Origin of the sequence: Bradyrhizobium erythrophlei (assembly GCF_900129425.1) — a bacterium.
GTDB classification, from domain to species: domain Bacteria; phylum Pseudomonadota; class Alphaproteobacteria; order Rhizobiales; family Xanthobacteraceae; genus Bradyrhizobium; species Bradyrhizobium erythrophlei_C.
In genome coordinates, this window is sequence record NZ_LT670817.1 from 2,174,924 (window position 1) to 2,195,843 (window position 20,920).

The 20,920-nt window shown below is 57.8% G+C and carries 13 protein-coding genes and 1 pseudogene; 9 read left to right on the plus strand and 5 right to left on the minus strand.

Annotation, left to right across the window (positions count from 1 at the left end; translation table 11 throughout):
- Positions 1-29: 29 nt before the first annotated feature.
- Both B5527_RS10250 and B5527_RS47585 read right to left on the minus strand, forming a co-directional pair.
- Positions 30-3,227 carry an efflux RND transporter permease subunit gene (locus tag B5527_RS10250; protein WP_079601180.1) on the minus strand — a complete coding sequence of 1,066 codons (3,198 nt, stop codon included), beginning with the start codon at positions 3,225-3,227 and terminating at the stop codon, positions 30-32.
- Positions 3,228-4,450: 1,223 nt separating this feature from the next.
- Positions 4,451-4,789: a DUF3551 domain-containing protein gene (locus B5527_RS47585; protein WP_079601181.1), complete on the minus strand. Its 339-nt coding sequence runs from the start codon at positions 4,787-4,789 to the stop codon at positions 4,451-4,453.
- 436 nt (positions 4,790-5,225) lie between these two features.
- Between B5527_RS47585 and B5527_RS45270 the strand changes: the two are divergent.
- A pseudogene (locus B5527_RS45270) lies at positions 5,226-5,643 on the plus strand (hypothetical protein); the annotation flags it as partial.
- Positions 5,644-5,891: 248 nt separating this feature from the next.
- Here B5527_RS45270 and B5527_RS10265 read toward each other — a convergent pair.
- Positions 5,892-6,131 carry a hypothetical protein gene (locus B5527_RS10265; protein ID WP_154072139.1) on the minus strand — a complete coding sequence of 80 codons (240 nt, stop codon included), beginning with the start codon at positions 6,129-6,131 and terminating at the stop codon, positions 5,892-5,894.
- Positions 6,132-6,444: 313 nt separating this feature from the next.
- Positions 6,445-6,717, minus strand: a complete 273-nt coding sequence (locus B5527_RS43680) for a hypothetical protein (RefSeq protein WP_154072140.1) — start codon at positions 6,715-6,717, stop codon at positions 6,445-6,447.
- A 347-nt stretch (positions 6,718-7,064) separates the two neighbouring features.
- Between B5527_RS43680 and B5527_RS10270 the strand changes: the two genes are divergently transcribed.
- Entirely contained in the window at positions 7,065-8,657 is a 1,593-nt protein-coding gene (locus B5527_RS10270; protein ID WP_079601184.1) for a porin, read from the plus strand.
- Positions 8,658-10,350: 1,693 nt separating this feature from the next.
- Here B5527_RS10270 and B5527_RS10275 read toward each other — a convergent pair.
- Positions 10,351-10,725 (minus strand): hypothetical protein, encoded by a 375-nt coding sequence (locus tag B5527_RS10275; protein ID WP_154072141.1) that lies wholly within the window; start codon positions 10,723-10,725, stop codon positions 10,351-10,353.
- A gap of 325 nt (positions 10,726-11,050) precedes the next feature.
- On the opposite strand from B5527_RS10275, the gene B5527_RS10280 reads away from it, so the two are divergent.
- The 7 genes from B5527_RS10280 (at position 11,051) to B5527_RS43685 (ending at position 20,771) form a co-directional block, all read left to right on the plus strand.
- A complete protein-coding gene (locus B5527_RS10280) occupies positions 11,051-11,641 on the plus strand; it encodes a sigma-70 family RNA polymerase sigma factor (protein ID WP_245332568.1) in 591 nt (196 codons plus the stop codon).
- A gap of 458 nt (positions 11,642-12,099) precedes the next feature.
- Positions 12,100-13,086 (plus strand): winged helix-turn-helix domain-containing protein, encoded by a 987-nt coding sequence (locus B5527_RS10285; RefSeq protein ID WP_079601187.1) that lies wholly within the window; start codon positions 12,100-12,102, stop codon positions 13,084-13,086.
- 426 nt (positions 13,087-13,512) lie between these two features.
- Positions 13,513-16,695: an efflux RND transporter permease subunit gene (locus B5527_RS10290; protein WP_079601188.1), complete on the plus strand. Its 3,183-nt coding sequence runs from the start codon at positions 13,513-13,515 to the stop codon at positions 16,693-16,695.
- The gene (locus B5527_RS10295; RefSeq protein ID WP_245332569.1) at positions 16,692-17,966 is read left to right on the plus strand and encodes an efflux RND transporter periplasmic adaptor subunit; all 1,275 of its coding nucleotides are present in this window, start codon (positions 16,692-16,694) and stop codon (positions 17,964-17,966) included. Before B5527_RS10290 ends, B5527_RS10295 begins: the two co-directional genes overlap by 4 nt.
- Positions 17,967-18,031: 65 nt before the next feature.
- Complete coding sequence (locus tag B5527_RS10300; RefSeq protein WP_172842533.1) at positions 18,032-19,552, plus strand: efflux transporter outer membrane subunit; 1,521 nt, start codon at positions 18,032-18,034, stop codon at positions 19,550-19,552.
- Between the two features lie 63 nt (positions 19,553-19,615).
- Positions 19,616-20,098 carry a MarR family winged helix-turn-helix transcriptional regulator gene (locus B5527_RS10305; RefSeq protein WP_172842829.1) on the plus strand — a complete coding sequence of 161 codons (483 nt, stop codon included), beginning with the start codon at positions 19,616-19,618 and terminating at the stop codon, positions 20,096-20,098.
- A gap of 469 nt (positions 20,099-20,567) precedes the next feature.
- Positions 20,568-20,771, plus strand: coding sequence for a hypothetical protein (locus B5527_RS43685; RefSeq protein ID WP_154072143.1), 204 nt, complete (start codon positions 20,568-20,570; stop codon positions 20,769-20,771).
- Positions 20,772-20,920 lie beyond the last annotated feature (149 nt).

Genomic DNA, 20,920 nt, shown 5'->3' on the forward strand with positions numbered 1-20,920 from the left:
TTCATGTTCCGACACATTGGTTCTCCCATTCAGGGGGTAGGTTCAGCCAGCAGTTCGGAACCCGGTCTGCCCTCGGGCGCATGACTGTGGCGGCGATGCAAGAGGCTGAACACCGTGGGAACAAAGAACAGCGTGGCCAACGTTGCAATAAGTAGGCCGCCGATCACGGCTCTCCCGAGCGGAGCGTTCTGCTCGCCGCCGTCGCCCATCGCGAGTGCCATGGGCATCATGCCGATGACCATCGCGAGGGCGGTCATCATCACTGGTCGGAGACGGGTAAACCCGGCTTCGAGCGCCGCGGCGGTCGCGTCCAAACCTTCCTCGAGCTTTTCGCGCGCGAAACTGACGAGCAAAACGCTGTTTGCCGTCGCAATGCCCATGCACATCAGGGCCCCCGTCAGAGCAGGGACCGACAACGTCGTCTCGGTGATGAACAGCATCCAGACAATGCCGGCGAGCGCTCCAGGCAGTGCCGAGATGATAATGAGCGGATCGAGCCATGACTGGAAATTGACTGCGATCACCAAATAGATCAGCACGATCCCGCCGAGCAGGCCGAGATAGAGCTGGTCATAGGCACTCGTCATCGTCTGGACTTGCCCGCGTAGCGCCACATAGGAGCCGGGCGGGACTTCCTTTTTGGTCTCGCTGATAATGCGGCGGATGTCGGAGGCGACCGCGCCAAGATCTCGTCCTTGCGTGGCGGCGTAGATATCGATCACCGGCTGAGCGTCGTAATGCGATACGACTCCCGCACTCGGACCAACGGAAAAGTCGGCCAGCCCGCCGAGATATTGCGGCGTTCCGGATTTCTCGGACGTGAGCGGAACATTGGCGAGATCGGACATGGTGTCGATCCGGTACTGCGGCATCTGCGCTACGATCGGGTAGGACACGCCGTTCTTGGTATTGAGCCAGAAATTCGGTTTGACCTGACCGCTGCCGGACAGCGTGACCAGAAGGCTGTCGGCGACGTCGCGCTGGCTCAGGCCAACCTCGTCCGCGAGCGTCCGATCGACCGCGACGTTGATTTGCGGATAGCTGTAGGTTTGCTGGACGCGCAGGTCGGCAATCCCGGGGACTTCGCGGATCCGCTTGAGGAGATCGGTCGCGTAAGCGTAGTTGGCCTCCTGCTTGTTTCCGATCACTTGCAGATCGATCGGCGCCGGCAGGCCGAAATTGAGAATCTGCGCAACGATGTCGGCCGGCAGGAATGAGAAGGTTGTGCCGGGAAATGTCCGCGGCAGCAGGGTCCGCAGTTGCTTGACGTAGGCCGGCGTCGGCGTGTGGTTCTTGTGCAGCGAGACGAGAATATCCGCGTCGGACGGACCGATCGTGCCGGTGTTGCTATAGGCGACGTTGATGCCGCTGATGGGCAATCCGATATTGGTCACCACGCTCGCGAGTTGATCCGGCGGAATCGTCTGGCGAATTTTCTGATCGACTTCGTCGCATAGGCGCGCGGTTTCCTCGATTCGCGTTCCGACCTGCGTGCGCACATGGATCAGGATTTGCCCGGAATCAACCGACGGAAAGAAATTCTGCCCGAGAAATGGCACCAGGACGAACGACGACACGGTACAAGCCAGGAACCCCGCGGCAAACAACTTCGGACGCCCGAGAACGCCCGAGAGAAGTCGGTGGTAGCGGTCACGGATTTGCTCAAACCGATGCTCGAATCCGAGCTGGAAACGCTCCAGCGGATTTCGCGATGGAGCGGCCGGACCTCCAGCGCCGTGAGCCAGATGCGGTACCCGTACTAAGTACTTGGCCAGCGTTGGGAGCAGGGTTCGGGACAGCAGGAAAGACCCGATGAGGGCAAAAATGACGGCTTCCGCCATCGGCCGGAACAGATAGCCGGCCACGCCGCCAAGCTGGAACATCGGCGCGAACACGATGCACATGCAGACCAGCGTGACGAAGGCCGGAACGACAATCTGCTGGGCGCCATCCAGGATAGCCGGTTCAAGCGGCTTGCCCTGCTCCAGATGCCACTCGATGTTCTCGAGCGTAACGGTGCTCTCATCGACCAGTATTCCGACCGCAAGCGCGAGTCCCCCGAGCGTCATCATATTGATCGTTTCGCCCAGCCAAGACAGCGCGGTGAGTGAGAACAGAATAGCGAGCGGGATCGTGATCATGACGATGATGGTCAAGCGCCAGCTTCCGAGGAACAGCAGGATCATCAAGCCGGTCAATGCCGCGGCAATAACGCCTTCGCGAACCACGCCGGAGACGGCGGCCCTGATGAAGGGCGATTGATCTCCCACCATCTGCAGGTCAAGTCCGGGCGGCATGCCCGCCTCGATCCTGGGCAGTCGCGCCTTGATGCCGGCGATAATGTCCAGGGTCGAGGCCGACCCGGCATTCAGGATCGACATCAGCACGGCCCTCGCGCCATTGACGCGGACGATATTGGTCTGCGGCGGCGCGCCGTCATGCGCATAGGCGACATCGCGGATATGAATGACTGTGCCGTCGACCTTTTTCAGCGGGAGGTCGTTAATGTGATCCAGCAGGGTGGGACTTGCATTGAGATTGACGTTCCACTCGAACTTGCCGATTTTCTCGGTACCAGCCGGAAGAACCAGGTTCTGCGCGGAGATCGCGTTGACGACATCTTCGGCAGATACATTGTGCGTTTGCATCGCCTGCTGATCCAGGTCGACCTGCGCCTGGAGAATTTTGCCGCCATAGGGCGAAGGCAGGGCAGCGCCGTTGACAGTTGCGAGCTGCGGGCGAATGAAGTTTTGGCCAAGATCGAATAGCTTATCCTGGGGAAGTTTCTTGCTCGAGAGCGCAAGATTGAGGATCGGAACGCTCGATGCGTTGTAGCTGAGCACATAGGGTGGAGTGATGCCGGCCGGCAGAAGTTTCAGCACGGTCTGCGAGACGGCTGTCACCTGAGCGAGCGCGGCCCCGATGTCGACGCCTTTCTGGAAAAAGATCTTGACGACGCCGTAGCCGCTCAGAGACTGCGACTCCATGTGCTGGATGCCGTTGACCTGCGAGGTCAGCTGGCGCTCATAATAGTAGATGACCCGGTCGGACATGTCCTTCGGCAGCAGCCCGGAATAAGTCCAGACGACGCTGACGACAGGAATATTGATTTTGGGAAATATGTCAGTCGGCGTTCGCAGCGCCGACAAAGAACCGAAGATTGCAATGAGAAATGCCAACACGATGAACGTGTAGGGCCGCCTGAGGGCTAACTGAACAATCCACATTCGAAAAGCCCCCTCTGGACCGCGGAACGATTGCTCTTTCTGTATGGTATATTCTTGAGAGCGAAATTGCCCTGCAAAAAGTGCATTAAAGTGGGCAGTCCACCGTCCAACCGACGCCTGGATCGCGTGATGTCGCCTCGGTGGATGATCTAGATCACGGTTCTAGTTGCACCATTAAATAGTGGTTTAGGATTGCTCACGTTGTTCTTACTGGTCGTGGGACCAAGCCCGTTATTCTCGCTCCTGGCCATTTCTACCAGTCGGCGTTCGGGGTCATTTCTGCTCGTTGGTTGCCCCGGCGAACTGTGGATCGGTACGAAATGGAATCGCCGTCGACCCGGCACGATCGCACGTTGGGCATTGCGCAATGTCGGCACCATCCGCAAAGTTTGCTGTGGGAGCTCGCTTAAACGTTGTTAGGCCACGATGCTGCACGTGCGGCTCGACTCTGCGGGGAGGTAGCGCATGCAGAGCTTTCCCGGAGTCCAAACCGGCGTGAGGCAATGGTCCGTTTCGGCGCTGACATCCCTGCTGTGCCCGGCGCCATTGAGGCGATCGCTCTCGCCGGTCGAGACCGGCAATTTGGAGTGCTTAATCGTCGCTCTTCTCGAAGGCCAACGGACGGGCGGACTATACGTCGGGCCATTCAAGTTGGTTTTGGGATGTCTGTGTTAGTTCCCGGAGTCGGCAATAGAGCGAACGTCGCGATACTTCCCATTCGTGCCAGAAGCGGCCATCAGCAGCCTCGCTGGAAGGCGCGCCGTTTGTAGTGAAAGAGATCGTCAATCGAGGGGTCCCGGCAGCACGATCTTTTTCCGCAACACTCGATCGGAACAAGCGGCAGCCCTCAGATGGGGGTAGGGGAGGCCAGCAGGGAAGGATCCACGGCAGGATATCGATGCGCGGCAATCGATACCTGCGCGTCGTGGCCTCATCGACTTAAGGCGCTTAAATCGCCACCAATGGCGATGATGCCACCAACCGTAGCGATGGCCGCCGCCTCGGCCGCGTGGAGGTTTGGAACCTCATCAGCCCATCCGAGCAAACGCGGTTGAGCCGCCGCGATCGCCAGGCGAGCTGATATCTGCAACGCAGAACCGTCGAGTAGCTGTGTCGACGATGCCGCGTGCACGTAGGAGCAGTTTGCCCTCACAATTCCGCCGCGGGCCGCACTAGCGAGGCCCGCGGGTCGATAAACCGGAAGTGCTTCAGGATCACATTTTTTAGTACATCCTGCTCAACTGCTCTCCAGACTGATTGTTAGACTTCGCCTCGGGACGGCCTGGATTATTCGGGAAGAGTAAACGCGGATTCAATTCGCATCCGCCGATGCCCGATGCTGTCGACTGACATTGCTGATGCGTCGTATAGGCGCAATCGAGGGAGCCTTCCCGCGACATGCACCACGGAAACTCGCGAGCGGAAGCAGCGCCAGGGGACAAAGAGCCAGCGATACCCAATGAGAGCGCTGCAAGAGACGAAAGTCGCGCCTTCCTGCCGAAGCGATTTTGCGCCTGTAGATTGAATACGAGTTTGCCCCATGTTTCGCGCATCGATGGCATTACGTAGTTAAAGAGACGACTTGCTGGGAGACGGTGCTGTTTCAACTTTTGTCACTCCTGGTTTGACCTGCTTGACTCGCAACAGGCGGCTACGCGTCAGAATCCATTTGTGCTTCGCGCGTGCGCGTTGCCGTTACTGCTGCCATAGATCATGGGCTCGCCGCATTCGCTGGGCCCGTGGTCCGTCATGCAGGCGGCACTCCAGGGCGGAGCTACGCTCTCGTGGCCTTCGGTGCTGTATGCGTGTCCTCGGGTGGTGCCGCTTTTTGTGGGGGGATTGCTGAGTTGTCGTTGATGTCGCGAGTGACAGCACGAGCAATAGCGCGGCCGGATGGTATGTGATCGTCATCGTTCTGTTCCCCCGCGCCAGCGGAGGCGCCCCCAAATTCGCGTTAGGACGCATGTCCGTCTGTGATTGGAAGACTCAGGTTGAGGTCTGAATATTCCCGAGCATGCAAAGAGTGGCATCGAGCCGTTGCCACCGAGCAAGCCAAGGGGAGCGCTGCGACGGACGGGGCTGAACGAAATATTCCGGGTTTTGCGAGCAGGCGCCATGGCGGCCGCAGCGCTATGGCCCGTATACGACGGTCGGTTCAATCGCCGGCGCAGGCAGGCGCGTTTGGGGTCGCCCGATGGATGCGGTCACGGCGGCGCATGAGGCCCGTCGAAATCGGGCCGGGCCGACGATATTCCCTACGGCAGGGCCATTTACCGAAGTGCAACCTGATCGAACGCCTCTACAATAGGATCAAGGAATTTCGCCGCATCGCGACCCGATACGATGGCCGCGGAGAAACGCGCGTTGCCATGATAAAGCAACAAGGCGTTGGCTTCGTGCTTGTGAGTCAGCAGCCCAGCGCTTAAGCCCACCCACGACCCCAACACGGGCATCTTCACACCCATCGTCAAACAAATCCCGCCGAAAATCGGCGGGATTTGTCAGCGGTCCGAGACAAGCCATTTCTTACGTAGAATGGAGTCATGCTTATTAGTGCAATGGCGAATGCCATCATACCCGAAGAAAGCACGCATCCGCTTGCACGCATACGCTAAATTGCACCGCCCGTCCGCGCTGGACGCGATCGATCTAATTCCAGTCCTGTCACATCTTGTGATGCTTGACGCGCGGCTTCGCCAAGATGTGCTTTGCCGGCATCGCCGCGTACGAATCGCCGTGTGCCGACGCCATAGCACTCGTCGGCCCGTTATCATGGGATCCGACGCCCAAGCTCTGGTAAAAAGCCTGTGCGCCCGGTTCTTGGACAGCTTGCTGTGCAATTACAGGGGTTGCGACCGCCGATGACAAAATCGCGGCTACTGCAAGAAGTTTGAATTTGGTCATCTTCCAATCCTTCCAGGTTGTTGACCCCGTGCGCAGGTGCATGGGCCACCTGACCGAAGGACTCGCTTCTGATTGGCGATATTCCCGAGGATGCAAATAATTCTGGCGATATTCCCGCGGACGCCAATAATTTTATAAAAACGCGAGCCACGGGTTATGAGCGAACCGCTGCGTGGGTGCTCATAAATTATCTTCATACATTGTTAATCCTCGCGAGATCGGGAATTTTCGAAATCGCGCGCGAGTCTCCCCGGCAGGAGTCGTCATCCGAGGCTCCGTTATAGGCGCGCAGGTGCGGATGTCGCCGTCAGCACTAAACTCTCGAGACCTCTGGACTGGACCGCAAATTTTGAGGCGCCGTCCACCGGATGTTGACGCTCTGGCGCCAATCGTCAGGTTGAATTCCCGACGGCCAGGGATTGGCCGTGCCAAAGGGATTCTGATCTTTCGGCCAAAGAACATCCGGAACCCTTTTGATCGCGTACGTTTTGTGGTGTCGGGTGATGTGCTGGGCCGCCATGGCTGCATTTGCCATCGACGCGACAATCAAAGTCAAGCCAAGCAAGCCAAGGATTGTCTTTCGCATTATCTTTCTCCCTCGATCTCCGTCATTTGTCATGATGCCGCAAGCTCAGGCCACGCGAAGAAAATATGGCGACGTTCAAGTCGGGGCGTAAGGAAATAAAAGTAAATTTAGACTCCTTGGCCTAAGCCGATAGTCGACGATACACGTCCTCAAAACGCTTGCTGAAATTGATCTGTTGGCATCCCGCAGCAAGGACACTGCTGGCGCAAGCGCGTGTGTGAGCAGAAGCAGCGATCCCCAGTTTCAATTTTGTCGGTAGTTGCAGAACCATCACAGGATTTTGATGGTGCCGCGGATTACACGAGGGCCCGTCGGTCGACCGGCATTCATCCTAAGGGGTTTTTCTCATGCGCAAGAAGTATCTACCCGCGGCTCTGGTTGCTGCGGGATTCATGGCTTTGCCGATTGGTGCGGCATACGCCGACGAGGTTTCGAACCTCAAGGCCGAGGCCAAGACACTCCAGCAGCAAAATGACGCGCTAGCCAAGCGCCTCGCTGTCATCGAAAAGCGCCAGAAGGCCATCGAGACCAACACCACGCAGCGTTTCATGAACGCGCAGGCAGCCGACTTGCCGATGCCGGTCAAGGCCCATCCCGCCGCGGCGGTCGACGATGGGTTGTGCTGGAAACGCGTCTGCCTCTACGGCATCATCGATGGCGGCTTTGGCTGGCAGTCGCATGGTCAGCCGTTCAACGGCGCCTTCCCCACGGGTGCGCAGTATCTGGTGAGCGCGGGCAGCAACCGGGCGATGTGGACCGCCTCGCCCAACGCCATGTCGCAGTCGACTATCGGCTTGAGGGGTGCGTTCGAAGTACTTCCCGACCTGGATGCCATCTTCAAGGTTGAAACCGGCTTCAATCCGATGGCCGGCCAGCTCGCCAACGGCGAAGGATCAATGGTGCAGAACAACGGCATTCCGCTGAATTTACGCTCGGCGAACGGCGATTCGAGCCGCAACGGCCAGGCCCTCAACGGCCAGGCCTATGTCGGTCTGTCGTCTCCGACCTACGGCACCCTGACCATTGGCCGCAACAACGCGCTGACGCTCGATCAGATCCTTGGCTATGACCCGATGGGCGGGTCTTACGCGTTTTCGCCGATCGGATTCTCGGGTACGTGGGCGGGCGGCGGCTCGACCGAGGATGGTCGGCTCGACCAGTCGCTCAAATACACCTGGAGCCAGGGCCCGGTTCATGCCGGCGTGATCTACCAGGTCGGCAATTACGGCGGCGGCGACACGACGTCCTGGGTGCACGACGACCTCCAGGGCAACATCGGCTTCAACTACCTGGGGTTCAGCGTCGACGGCACGGCCGCCAAGATCCGCGGCATGGTGTCGGCGTCGCCTCTAAGCCCCAGCCCGCTGAATATCGGTGCGACTGGACTGGCGGCAACGATCTCCGACAACGTCGAGTGGATGCTTACCGCGAAGTACAAGTGGGACAGGTTCGAGGTGTTGGGCGGCTACGAGAACATCGACTTCGCCAATCCGTCCAATCCCGTGCCGGTGGGCTTCGCCAACAACTACGACTACACCTTCAGCACGGTGAGCAACACCGCGTTCCCGACGGACAAGGTCCTCCAGATGATGTGGATCGGCGGCAAGTGGCAGGCGACCGAGCATCTGACCCTGATCGCTGCTTACTATCATGAAATCCAGAATGCGTTCGGCACGGCACCTGCCGTCGCCGGATGCGCCACGACGATTTCGTCCATGTGCAGCGGAACGCTCGATGCCGTGTCGTTCGTGGCGGACTACGTCTTCAACAAGCACCTCGACGTCTATGCCGGCGTGGAGTACTCGCAGATGACGAACGGCCTGGCGGCTGGCTCCGTCCAGACCTCGGTCCTCAGCGCGACCGGTGCCGTGATTGGGACTAATGGCAAGTCGACAGCGTCGAACATCGATCCGACGTTCGGCGTGCGCTACTCCTTCTGAGCGCATCGGCGCGGTGATCCAGACACCGCGCCGAACTCATTAACTGTGCCCGGCACTGTTGCCGCAGTCCTGGGGCGCAATCCAAAAAGCCCCGTCCCCTCATAACGGACGGGGCTTTCCCTTGACCGCGATGACCGAGGCTACCCGCTGGTCCCAGCGATAAAGCAGAACACGCAAGATCGCCGTTCCCCATCCAGACCGGCGCTCGCATAGATGACTTCTACCCTCCGCACTATCGCGCTCGTGTTCTTCCCTCTGCTGTCAGGCTACCCTAGCGAAAGCTGTCTGTAGGCACCAATACCGACATGACGTGCTGATCTGCTAGACTAGGGCCTGTCCTCAATTGAGAATGACAGTAGCTGCCAAGTGGACCGCGGCGAGGAAATATCTAGCGTCCTGTCGTAACGGGATAGCGGCAACACCATCTCTCAACGACCTGAACATTGCATTTCAGATAGGAACTATTCGCTGCCGGACCGTCTATTTTATTCCCCGTGTTCGGATTACGTTTTGTTAAGGTGAGAGGCTAAATAGATTCCCGCATCAGGACCCCGATGTGGATGGCGCACACACACCGCGGCACCCCGAGTTGTGGCAGACATTGGTCTGGGCTTGCGGTCCGACGAGCGGGGCCAAGCCCTTAGAGTCGAAAAGATAGCGAACAATCCGATTCGATCAGGAGACTGAGCCGGGGATAGATTTATCTCCGTAAGCGTCAGCTCGTTGGGGTGCGGAAATAATACGGACAATCTAACCATTCACGAGAGATCACAATTCATCGACCGAATTGTTACTCTGTTCGTGAGTTTAGATGAGCACCCACGGCGCGCGTGAAGCCCTCATTTCAAACTGATGTTTATCTGTCCAGCATCGCTGCCGCGGTTTCCTTCCCGAAGCTGAGGCCGTTTTGTTTTGAGGGGATTCGCGGCCGCCGACGAACCGCACCTTCGGCCCATTTCTGTTCAAGAGTTATTTGTACGCTGGGCAGGGAAGTGCTGGGTCAGTCCTATTGCAACCAAAGTGATCGGGGGCTTGGGAATATCTGAAAAGACGGGCGAGTCTCTCTAACAGAAGGAAAGGAGGCGCCTCGCACCAATAGATCCCAGAGTTTTGAATCCGCCGGCGACCTTCGGCTGGCTTGACCTCCAAGAAGTGTCTCAGTCATGCCCGGCTGAGACACTATTTTGAGTTTTGACCGATGCCTACGCCCCTCTCAACAATCAAAATAATGTGCAGGAGTGCAGGAATTTGAATCACACCACTGTGAGGCGTCTGTGAGTGGCGGTGCGCGGATGCCAATCGCGGGAGAAGCAGATGCCTATCACCCGTTCTCTGTGCCGGGACAGCGATGATCCAACCGCTCCAGCAGATGGCTTCGACTGAAACAACGAGAGTAGCTTTGATGGTCTGCGACTGGGTTGAGAGCAATACTGCGTGTCGTACTGCACATCGGGAATAAACATCACTCAAACCGGAGTCTTTACTGTCAATGACCTTAAACGAGACGAGCTAGCAGGCAGGAGCTCTGGGAGCGATGAGCAACGAACTAGCAGGAACTCTGGGAGCGATGAGCAACGAAACACGGCGCTCAGCTGGTAGGTATGATTGGGGTACCCTCGCTGTAGACGCCCTGGAGCTTGCGCGCCTGATGCCTCCTGGTCCGGAACGCAACGAGGCACTCAAATTGGCAAGTCTACTTCGGTGCGTTGCCGACGCGCACGGGTTGGTCTTCGCAAAGCGGGGCAGGCCGCCAAAATAAACCTTCGGCGTTTGCGCGGTTGTAGAACGCATCCGTGTGAAGGTTATGCGCACGCAGCCAGGCATGCCGCCATTTGCAAGCCACGTGAGTCGAGTAGTTCATGCCGATGATCAGATAACGAGAGTGCGAAATGTATTCGTGCACGGAAGTTTTGTCGCGAGCCGCGCGCAGCGGTGCCTCGCGCCGAGCGGATGCACGTTTCAAGATTAAGAGAAGTTCATCTGAATCACTGGATCTTGCGCCCGCGTTTGGACCTTGCGTCGGGAAGAACGGCGCGTGGTTGAGAGGAGTAAACGCGGTGCAGCTCATCACGCTCGCCGGTCGAACATAGTCCCGACACCGAGTCGAAGTTCGACCACAAACACGCCACGATATTTTCAGTCCGAATCGAAACCGCACTCCGAGCATGTTGCAGCAGCGCAAGACGCAAAGTGTTTTGACGCGCATAAATCTCCGTGCGGTCTCTGCAAAGACCGCAGAATCGCAGAGGATGACCAATGGATAAATAATTGAGATGAGGCGATTTTTCAGGGTACTTGCTGTTCAGAACAATGGGAGCGGCGGTCCATTGAAGCGATAGGCATTCCAGCTATCAGAGCGAACGGTTTGGACTGGTCTATCGTTCGGAGGCTGCATGTCTTCCTTCTTCGCTCGCGCTGGGCGTTCGTCCGGTGCGCTACAAAAAAACACAATGGTGAGCAAACCGAGCCCACAGGATGACAATCACGCGCGGTTTTCCAAGCTGGTGTTGCCTCATCTCGCGGATGCCTACGCGCTAGCTTACCGGATCACGGGAAGTCACGCCGATGCCGACGACGCTTTGCAGGAAGCCTGCCTGCGTGCATTCCGTGCTGTCGGCGACGTTGCGGACAATAGCGCGCGCCCATGGGTAATGGCGATCATGCGCAATACCGCGTATACGTGGATACGCAAGAACCGTCCGACGGCCGTGTTCGGGGTTGATGATCTCGAAGGTATCGAGGTCGCGCAGACAGAGCCGGCCGCCCCGGATTCCGAGAAGACGGTGATCGCCAAATCCGACATGGAGACGGTTATTGCTGCTTTGCCCGATCCGTTCCGGGAGATGGTAATATTGCGCGATATCCACGGGCTGTCTTATCGCGAGATTTCTGCGCGAACGAAGGTGCCGATCGGCACTGTAATGTCGCGGCTCGCCCGAGCGCGTAGCCGTCTTACCACGATCTTGGCGAATGGTGCGGCATGACGAAATTGATGTCGCTCGACTCCCGAGCAATTGCCTGGCGCGAGATTACGGCGCGAACTCATAAAGGCCGCTTACAACGGCGTGCCAAAAGCAGCTTTGGAGCTGAAAGCGTTTGGCCTCGCTGGAGGATCGTTCCGAAATGGGGGGCGTCGACGCTGGCGTTTGTTGCGTCCCCGCTTGGTAAGAAGCTCATGATCGGGAGGAAATTGTTGAAATGCCGGCCTCGATTTACTGTGGCCTGCGTGTAACGGGATCTATGTGCGTCCTCCGATATATGATGAAGCGAAAGCTCATCATTCTGGGCTCCGTGTTCTGGGCTCCATGTGATCTCGGTGGACCTCGCGGATAGTTTGATTGTGATTTGCAGTGACTTCTGCTGAATGAACTATCCACCTGCGGTTCGAAGCTCGTGATCGTTACTCGCGCCGCGCCGAATCCATAGACGTTACTGAGCAATCATGCAGCAAACTGAACTACCTCTTCGAAATCTGAAGTTTGGAGTTTTCGAGGCTGATCTTCGAACTGGCGAACTGACAAAGCTTGGCAGGCGCGTCAGATTGCAAGAGCAACCATTTCAATTGCTGGCCATGCTGCTGGAAAAGCCAGGAGTGCTGGTAACTCGGGAGGAACTGCACGTTAAACTTTGGCCCGAAACGACGGTGGACTTCGATCACGGCGTCAACAAAGCAATAAGCAAGATCCGTGAAGCATTGGGAGATTCAGCTGAAAATCCCCGCTTCATCGAGACCGTCGCTCGCCGTGGCTACAGGTTTCTCGCCGACGTTACGGTCGCAGTCGGCGAGCAAACGGAAACTGTAACCGGCGATGACGCCGTGCAGGAGGACTCAGGTCCTGTAAGTCTCAGTGACGTCGGCACACCACCTCGGCGCAAGCTGCGTTCGTTTACCTGGCGGCTCTTTGGCATGGTGCCTGTGCTTGCCATCTCCCTTTCCTGGATTTTAGTCCCCTGGAAGCAGCCCGCACCCGCAATCCACTCGATCGTGGTGCTGCCACTGCAAAACCTTTCCAACGACGTGTCGCAGCAATACTTCGCTGACGGCATGACCGACGAAATAGTGACGAACCTGACGCAGATCAAACGGCTACGGGTAATCTCATCGGCCTTGTCGATTGGTTACAAGAATCCGCGCCAACCTCTCGGAGAGATCGCGCGAAACCTGCACGTTGACGCTGTTGTTAGAGGAAGCGTGCTGCTTTCCGGCGATCATGTTCGGATTAACGCGCGGCTGATCGAGATGCCGACAGAGAGGGACATCTGGGCTCAAAGCTATGAAGGAGATATTCACGACACGCTTAAGCTCCAAAGTGAGATAGCCCGCGTGATCGCTCAGCAGCTTCGGGGCATCCTGGATCGGCAGGAACAAGCGCCGCTCAATCGGGGCGTGGCCGAAGATCCGCACGCTTATCAGGCTTATCTCAAGTGACGTTATCTCCGTAGCGGGAAAACCGGAGCGGGATTGAGGGTGGACGTTATGGCACTGATACGGAGTGCGCCGAAGAATATTCCGGCTGTCTTACACCTGCGCTCACTCTGAACAGTCGCCTCGGCGAAGAGGCCCCGACGAACTCATCGAATTTGCTTCAGCGTGGTCTTCTCGCAAGTCCCCGCAGGCGTCTCTCCCGAGGTGTTGTAGAAGTCTCAATATCCAGGAGTTGGGGAATATCAGGAGCGTCAGCAGAGTCAAAGTCTTAGAAGCGCTTATGCGCAACGAGAACTGGACGGAGATGCGCGATGACTGGATCCATGCTTCTTGCGGCAATTATGTTGATGGGGATTTTCGTAGCATCCGATCTTCGCGTGGCGCTTCGGACGCGGTCAGCGTTGTAACCTTCAACGCCGAAAGTTCTCAATGTGGTTCGCAGCATTCGCGCTAAAGCGTCCCTATACAATCGTCGCATCTCTGATTCTCATCTGCCTCATGGGCGTTGGAGCTGCACTGCGCATGCCGATCGATATTTTTCCGGAAATCGACATCCCAGTTGTTAGCGTCGTCTGGACCTACAGCGGTATGAGCGCGCGGGATATCCGCGATCGCATTTTGACCTTGCATGAGCGACAACTCGCTTCGCTGGTTGATGACATCAGCCGGATCGAGGCGACCAGTTATGCGGGCGTCGGCGTCGAGAAAGTGTACCTCCACGAAGGCGCCAACGTGACGCGCGCCATCTCGCAATTGGCGAGCAGCGCGCTTGTCGTTCTTAAATATATGCCGCCCAATATCACGCCGCCGCTTGTGTTGCGCTACGGCGCTACGGACGTGCCGATCATACAGCTTAGCCTTTCCAGCAGTTCGCTTCCCGACTCCAAGTTGAACGATCTGGGTCAGAACATCATCCGCCCCGATCTTGCGGTCGTCCATGGAGCGGAAGTTCCCTATCCCTATGGTGGCAAGCCCCGCGTCATTATGGTCGATCTTGATCAGCACGCCCTTGCGTCGCGCGGATTGTCACCCGCGGACGTGGCCACAGCGATTCAGCAACAGAACGTCATCCTTCCCTCCGGCGACGTCAAAATCGGTCCTAAAGACTATGCGCTCGCGATGAACAACAGTCCGGACGCGATCGCCGCCATCAACCAATTTCCGGTCAAGCAGGTGACAGGCCAGACCGTGTTCGTGCGCGACGTCGCCCATGTTCATGATGGCTTTCAGGTCCAAACCAATTCGGTCACTGTCGACGGTCGGCCGGGCGCCCTGATGACGGTGCGCAAAACAGGCGGTGTCTCAACTCTCGCAGTGATCGACGGCGTCAAGCAAGCGCTGCCGGATGTCGCAAGGCTTATGCCGCGCGGGGTCAACATCAAGGCGATTTTCGATCAGTCTGTTTTCGTCAAGGCTTCGCTAAACAGCGTGCTGATGGGCGGCTTGATCGCGGCCGGATTGACGGGGTTGATGATTTTGCTGTTTCTCGGCAATTGGCGATTGACGCTCATTATTCTTGCCACGATTCCCATCGCGATCATCACCGCCATTCTCGTGATCTTTATAGATGGTCAGACCTTGAACACGATGACGCTCGGCGGCTTTGCGCTCGCTGTCGGTATCCTCGTCGACAACAGTACGGTCGTCATTGAAAATATCGAGCGCCACGTCAAAGACGGCGATTCGCTGCAACACGCCATCGTTCACGGCTCCGGAGAAGTCGCGCTTCCCACGGCGCTTTCGACGCTATGTATTTGCATTGTCTTCGTGCCGGTGTTCCTTCTGCAAGGCACGGCCAAATATCTGTTCTCTCCCTTGTCGCTGTCCGTCTGCGTGTCGCTGATCGCCAGCCTTGCGCTGTCCTTCACGCTGGTGCCTGTCCTGTTCGCGTTTCTCATGCGTTCTTCGCTTGAGGGTCATGCGGGGCATTCCCCGCAGGCCGCGTCACCACGCTCGCGGTTCAATGTGTTTGGCGCGATTCACCACGGATTCGAGGAGGGCTTCAACCGGCTGCGCGAAGGCTATCGTAACATCGTCGCCCTTTGCGTTCAGCGGGCGGGTGTCACCAGCGTTTTTTTCCTTCTGTTGATGGCATGCTCGTTAGTTCTTTTTCCGCAGCTTGGTAGAGACTTTTTCCCTCAAGTGGACGCCGGCCAGATGAGGCTTCACGTTCGCGCGCCGGCCGGCAGCCGCCTTGAGGAGACCCAGCGCTATTTCGCCGAAGTCGAGAACGCGATCTACGAGATTGTCGGTCGGGACCAGGTCAGCGTCATCCTGGATAATATTGGCCTGCCGTACAGCGGTATCAATATCGCGTTGAGCGATTCGGCGACCGTCGGTCCGATGGACGGGGAAATTCTGATTTCCTTAAAGCAGAAGCATAACCCGACGGCTGCTCATGTCGCCGCCTTACGGCATGATCTGCCGAGACGTTTTCCCGGATTGCAGTTTTTCTTCCAACCCGCAGATATCGTCAATCAGGTACTCAATTTCGGTCAGCCCGCGCCTATTGATGTCAGGATTTCCGGGCCAAAGAGCGGCGAGGCCTACGCGCTCGCGCAGAAGATTACGCGTAGCTTGGATGCCATTCCCGGTGTGGTGGACGCGCATGTGTTTCAGGTTCCCGACGCTCCCGGCTTGACCATCGACGTCGATCGCACACTAGCCGAGCAGGTTGGCGTGAATGACGACGAAATCGCGAAGAATGTCCTGGTAAGCGCCAATTCAAGCGCTCAAACCTCCCCCAATTTCTGGATCGACCCGAAGAATAGCGTGAGCTATCCGCTGGTTGTTCAGATGCCGACCTATCGCGTGAATTCGACGCAGGATTTGGCCGGTGTGCCGATCAGCGCGGGCGGTGGCAAGTCGAACCAAATGCTGATGAATGTCGCCCAATTCGGACGCAAGAACGTCCCGCTCGTGGCTTCACAGCTCAACATCCGGCCGGTTTTCGACGTCAATGCCGACGTTCAGGGCCGAGACCTCGCGTCCGCCGCGGACGCGATCGATAAGGTATTGGATGAAGAGCGCTCCGCCTCCGCTTCTCCCGCGACCATAACGCTTAGCGGACAGGTCGAAACCATGCGCGAAAGTTTTGACGGGCTGTTCTCCGGCATGGCCATGGCGGTGGTGCTCGTCTACCTCGTTCTCGTCATTAATTTTCAAAGCTGGGTGGATCCACTGATTGTCCTGGCGGCTGTCCCGTTCACATTGGGCGGAGTGATGTGGATGTTGTTTCTGACCCAAACGCATCTGAGCATCCCCGCCTTGATGGGCTCGTTGATGTGTATCGGCCTGACGGCTGCCAACAGCATTCTTGTCGTCACTTTCGCCAATCAGCGAATGGAAGCGGGCGACGACAAAGCGACCGCCGCGATCGTCGCGGGCTACACCCGGTTACGGCCCGTATTGATGACCGCCGCCGCCATGATTCTCGGCATGATCCCGATGGCTTTGGGCGTGGGCGAGGGAGGCGAGCAGAATGCGCCCTTGGCGCGCGCGGTCATTGGCGGACTTTTGTTCGCCACGGCGGCAACCATGATCTTCGTGCCCGTGGTTTACCGAATTCTTCGCCGGGATACCGAGCTATGCTTCAGACAGGAATTGAAATGACGCCTCTGACGAAAGACCTCAATCCAAACGCCTCAGAACCCGACGAAGTCAGCCAGATGACGCGCGTCACGCGTGGGACAGGGGCAAGGATCTTGCGCCTCATCGCTGTGATCGCGATGGTGTTGGGCGTCGGCTTTGTTCTCGTTTCTCGCGGGAAAAACGCGGCGGAAGCGCGATTGGCAGATGCGACTAGCAAGGACGAGGCAGAGGCGCCCGCCGTCGATGTGTTTACCGTCGGTCGGTCGCTTGGAAAGCAGCCACTTAAGCTTCCCGGAGAGACAGCCGCCTGGAACGAGACCGCGATCTATGCACGGGTGAACGGTTATGTCACCAAATGGTTTGTCGATATCGGCGACAACGTGACAGCGGGCCAGACGCTCGCGATAATCGATACGCCGGAACTTGACGCTGAACTCCTCGCCGCAAAGGCCAAGCTCAACGCCAGCATCGCACAAGTAGCGGTCAAGCAGGCCCGGGCCGATTTTGCAGCGACGACCGATGAGCGTTGGCGCGAATCCCCGAAAGGCGTCGTGTCCGATCAGGAGCGTGAGTCCAAGAAGGCTGGCAGCGCCGAAGCAATCGCCGAGCTGAATGCAGCGCGCGCGCAAGTGATGCTGGAACAAGCCGACATAGATCGTCTTTCGGCGCTCACCCAGTTCAAGGAGGTCAAGGCCCCCTTTGACGGCACCATCGTTCAGCGTCACATCGACATTGGAAATCTTGTAACGGCGGGAAGCGCCGCTAATACGACGTCGCTCTATCAGCTTTCCCAAAACAATCCGATGCGCATCTTCGTCCATGCCCCTCAGAGCGTCGCGGCGCAGCTCATGAGGCCGGGCGCGACCGCTGTGATCACCAGCAGTAGCCAGCCCAATTTGCATATTGAAGGTAAAGTTGCACGGACCGCGAAAGCGATTGATCCGGGATCACGAACGATTCGGGTCGAAATTGACATCCCGAATCCCGACCGTTCGCTCGTTCCCGGCATGTACGTGCAGGCAGATTTCGAACTCACGGGGGGCGCCTCGATCCAGATTCCCGCGGCCGCTCTGCTGTATCGATCCGGCGGCCCGCAAGTCGCCGTCGTCGACGAAACAGGCGCAGTGGCCTTCAGGGACGTCATGATCGCCAGCGACGATGGCAACGTCGTCGCCATTGATTCCGACCTCGCGGTTGGCGACAAAATCGCCCTCAATCTCAGCAGTCAGATTGCTGCCGGCGAAAAAGTTAAAACAAGCTCAGGCGATACAAAAAGCGCGTCGGTCCAATAAAGAAAATACTGATGTGCCTTCAGCCGCGCCGCCTTACGTTGGTCAGCTCTGCCGTGATTTATGGGATGAAAAATTGGATCCGCGTGGGTCCGCTGGCGATCGTCGCTTTAGCTGGCTGCTCCGTCGGACCCGATTATCAAACGCCTGCCACGCTCTTGCCAGTCCAGTATCTCCCGCATGCAAGGGAGACAGCGGCGCAATTGACTGCGAGCGTCGACCTTACCCAGTGGTGGCGGACCCTTCATGATCGGGAGCTGGATTCGCTTGTTGCTCGCGCTCGCGAATCCAATCTCGATCTCGCAGTCGCTCTGGACAGGCTCCAGGAAGCGCGAACGCTGGTGACGATCGCTGTCAGTCAGGGGCTTCCGGTTGTCGGGGCGACTGGCGGCGGTGGCGTCGGAACAGGGTCGGACGAAACCAAGGGCCGGGTGTCGCAGGCGCTGCGGTCGGCGGAGAACGCGCGAAATCTTAACAATATTAACGAAGCGGGTGGCCTCGACGCCAACTGGGAACTTGATCTTATAGGCAAGTTCCGGCGGGAGATCGAGGCGCAGACCGCTGATGCTGAGGCCTTTGAGGACGCACACGACTGGGCGCTCGTGACGGTCGCCGCCGACGTCGCGCAGTCCTATCTCGACATGCGCGCGCAGCAGAGCCAGCTGGTTGTCCTCGGTCAAAATATTGCTGCCGCGCGCGGCAACGTGGATCTCGCGCAAGGGCGCCTCGACCGCGGATTGACCAACGCGATCGACGTAAGCCTGGCACAGCGTGAATTGGCGACGCTGCAAGCCGATCAGGCGCCACTCGCCGCGCAAATCGATGCAAGTCGCCATGTAATTTCGGTCCTGCTGGGCCGCTTTCCCGAGGACCTCGCCGAAGAACTGGCAAAACCCGGTGCTATCCCGGCGCTGCCGACTAAAATGCCCGTCGGGCAGCCCGTCGACCTGTTGCGACGACGCCCGGATATCCGTGAGGCAGAGCGTCGCCTCGCCGCGGCGAATGCTCGCATTGGCGTGGCGACGGCGGATCTCTTTCCGACCGTGGTCCTCAGCGGCGCGGTTGGCGCTCAAGGCGGCGTACGTTCGTCATCTGCCGCTCCCATCACATGGATTGGATCGATTGGCCCGTCGCTCTATTTGCCCTTGCTCGATTTCGGGGCGCTCGATGCGCAAATAGAAATCGCCGACCTGCAAACGCACGAGGCTCTTGTCGCCTACAAGCAGGCGATATTGGTGGCGGTCCGGCAAGTGGACGACGCCAGCACTTCCTACCGGGCGCAACTCGAACGGCTCAAAAGCCTTGATCGCGCCCTGGTTGCGGCGCGCGAGGCAACGCAGATCGCTACGCAGCGATACGATCGCGGCCTTACAGATTTTCTGAACGTCCTTGACGCCGAGCGCCAGCAATTCGATCTCGAAGCACGCCATGTCGCGACGCGCCAATTGGCGGCCGACGACCTCGTCGCCCTCTACAAGGCGCTCGGAGGCGGCTGGTCGTTGAATGAACCTATTCCACCGATTCGTACTCCGCTGCCCGCCGCGATCGCCGCCGCGAAACTTATGCTGGCGCCGGCGCAAGTCCATTGAGGAGATACGATGTCCACGATGAAGGAATTTTCGATGGATGAACAGAAACCGAGCAGGGTCCCTATGAATGAGTCCGCCGAGAATAACTGGTATGGCATTCGACGATTTCCCTGGGAGATCGCATCGATCAGTGTGCACCTGGAGCAGCTAAGCCACTTCTGGGCCAAGACCCTCGGCATCAGCGGATCACAATGGAGGATGATCCTCGCCTTGGCCGATCTCGACCAGGGCGAGGGCGCAGCGGTCAACGCGGTTTCGAAGAGGCTGCACGTCGATCCGTCGTTCGTCACGACCCAATCGAAACTTCTCGAGAAAAAGGGCTTCATCCGCCGCCAGGCCTCGAGCGAGGACGCCCGGGTCGTCAAGATGTCGCTGACAGACAAGACCTATAAGCATTTGGCAAGCCTGGCTTCGCAACAGGAGAGCCTGAACGAATTCATCTTCGCGGAATTCAGCGCCGGCGAGATGGACGAACTGAACGGCAAACTCGCGTCGCTCAAAAAGCGGCTGGAGAAAGCCTGCCTTAAAGTCGCGGTCGATTTCTAGGCTTGTCGAATTTCCGGAACGCTTGAACTTCCAGAAAGATTAGCCTTCCAGTTGTCTTGGGGCTGATCAAAATAGTTTCGTGAACAGAAACTCGCGGGGCGCTATTTTCGCAAGCAACTCTTCACCACTACAGAAAATACTGCTGTCTTTTTCTCTCGGAATTCCGAGCGGCTGTTGAGCACGGTCGCCGCGTTCGACTCGGTGCTTGCTGCCGAAAAAGTCTTTTGTGCGGTTTGGATCACCGAGGGTCCGAGCGTTTCAACGCTTTTCCACCGCCTCTATTTCCGTCGGCTCGTGATCGGGTTCGACGTTCCTATTTGGCGAAATGCAAAGCCGATAAATCCGAGCACGACCAAGATAGCTCCACGCACACATTCGGGAAACATACTCCGGGAACCAAGTCGCGTTACAGCATCGTAAGTTGGCCTCGATGAGAAGGTGGGTAGACTGAGTAACGACTGGAAAGTGCATGTATTCAAGAAAACAATTCGCAGCGTTGGAGGCCATGTGCCGTGAGCAAGCTGCGCTTGCCAGAAAAGAAATGGAATACTCGCTGATGAAATATTGGTTGGCGGAAGCAGAGGAATGGAAGCAACTCAGGCAGTCTGCCCCAAAGAGAATTGCGTATCGCTCCAGCGAGCTGGCAAGGTCCAGCAAACAAAGAGTCAAATGACACGCGATGGAAGACGATTGCTGGAACATTGAGGCTCTACGAGATGTGAACTGCTTTGCGGCCTATCGCGCTAAAGAATCTTTTAATTGAATGATGAAACAGACTTACCATGTTCTTCTTTGTCTAAACGAGAAGGACAAGACCATGAA

Coding starts and splice junctions, on each gene's coding strand:
- B5527_RS10250 (WP_079601180.1), bottom strand. CDS start 3,227: ATGTGGATTGTTCAGTTAGCCCTCAGGCGGCCCTACACGTTCATCGTG.
- B5527_RS47585 (WP_079601181.1), bottom strand. CDS start 4,789: ATGCCATCGATGCGCGAAACATGGGGCAAACTCGTATTCAATCTACAG.
- B5527_RS10265 (WP_154072139.1), bottom strand. CDS start 6,131: ATGACCAAATTCAAACTTCTTGCAGTAGCCGCGATTTTGTCATCGGCG.
- B5527_RS43680 (WP_154072140.1), bottom strand. CDS start 6,717: ATGCGAAAGACAATCCTTGGCTTGCTTGGCTTGACTTTGATTGTCGCG.
- B5527_RS10270 (WP_079601184.1), top strand. CDS start 7,065: ATGCGCAAGAAGTATCTACCCGCGGCTCTGGTTGCTGCGGGATTCATG.
- B5527_RS10275 (WP_154072141.1), bottom strand. CDS start 10,725: ATGAGCTGCACCGCGTTTACTCCTCTCAACCACGCGCCGTTCTTCCCG.
- B5527_RS10280 (WP_245332568.1), top strand. CDS start 11,051: ATGTCTTCCTTCTTCGCTCGCGCTGGGCGTTCGTCCGGTGCGCTACAA.
- B5527_RS10285 (WP_079601187.1), top strand. CDS start 12,100: ATGCAGCAAACTGAACTACCTCTTCGAAATCTGAAGTTTGGAGTTTTC.
- B5527_RS10290 (WP_079601188.1), top strand. CDS start 13,513: ATGTGGTTCGCAGCATTCGCGCTAAAGCGTCCCTATACAATCGTCGCA.
- B5527_RS10295 (WP_245332569.1), top strand. CDS start 16,692: ATGACGCCTCTGACGAAAGACCTCAATCCAAACGCCTCAGAACCCGAC.
- B5527_RS10300 (WP_172842533.1), top strand. CDS start 18,032: ATGAAAAATTGGATCCGCGTGGGTCCGCTGGCGATCGTCGCTTTAGCT.
- B5527_RS10305 (WP_172842829.1), top strand. CDS start 19,616: ATGAATGAGTCCGCCGAGAATAACTGGTATGGCATTCGACGATTTCCC.
- B5527_RS43685 (WP_154072143.1), top strand. CDS start 20,568: ATGTATTCAAGAAAACAATTCGCAGCGTTGGAGGCCATGTGCCGTGAG.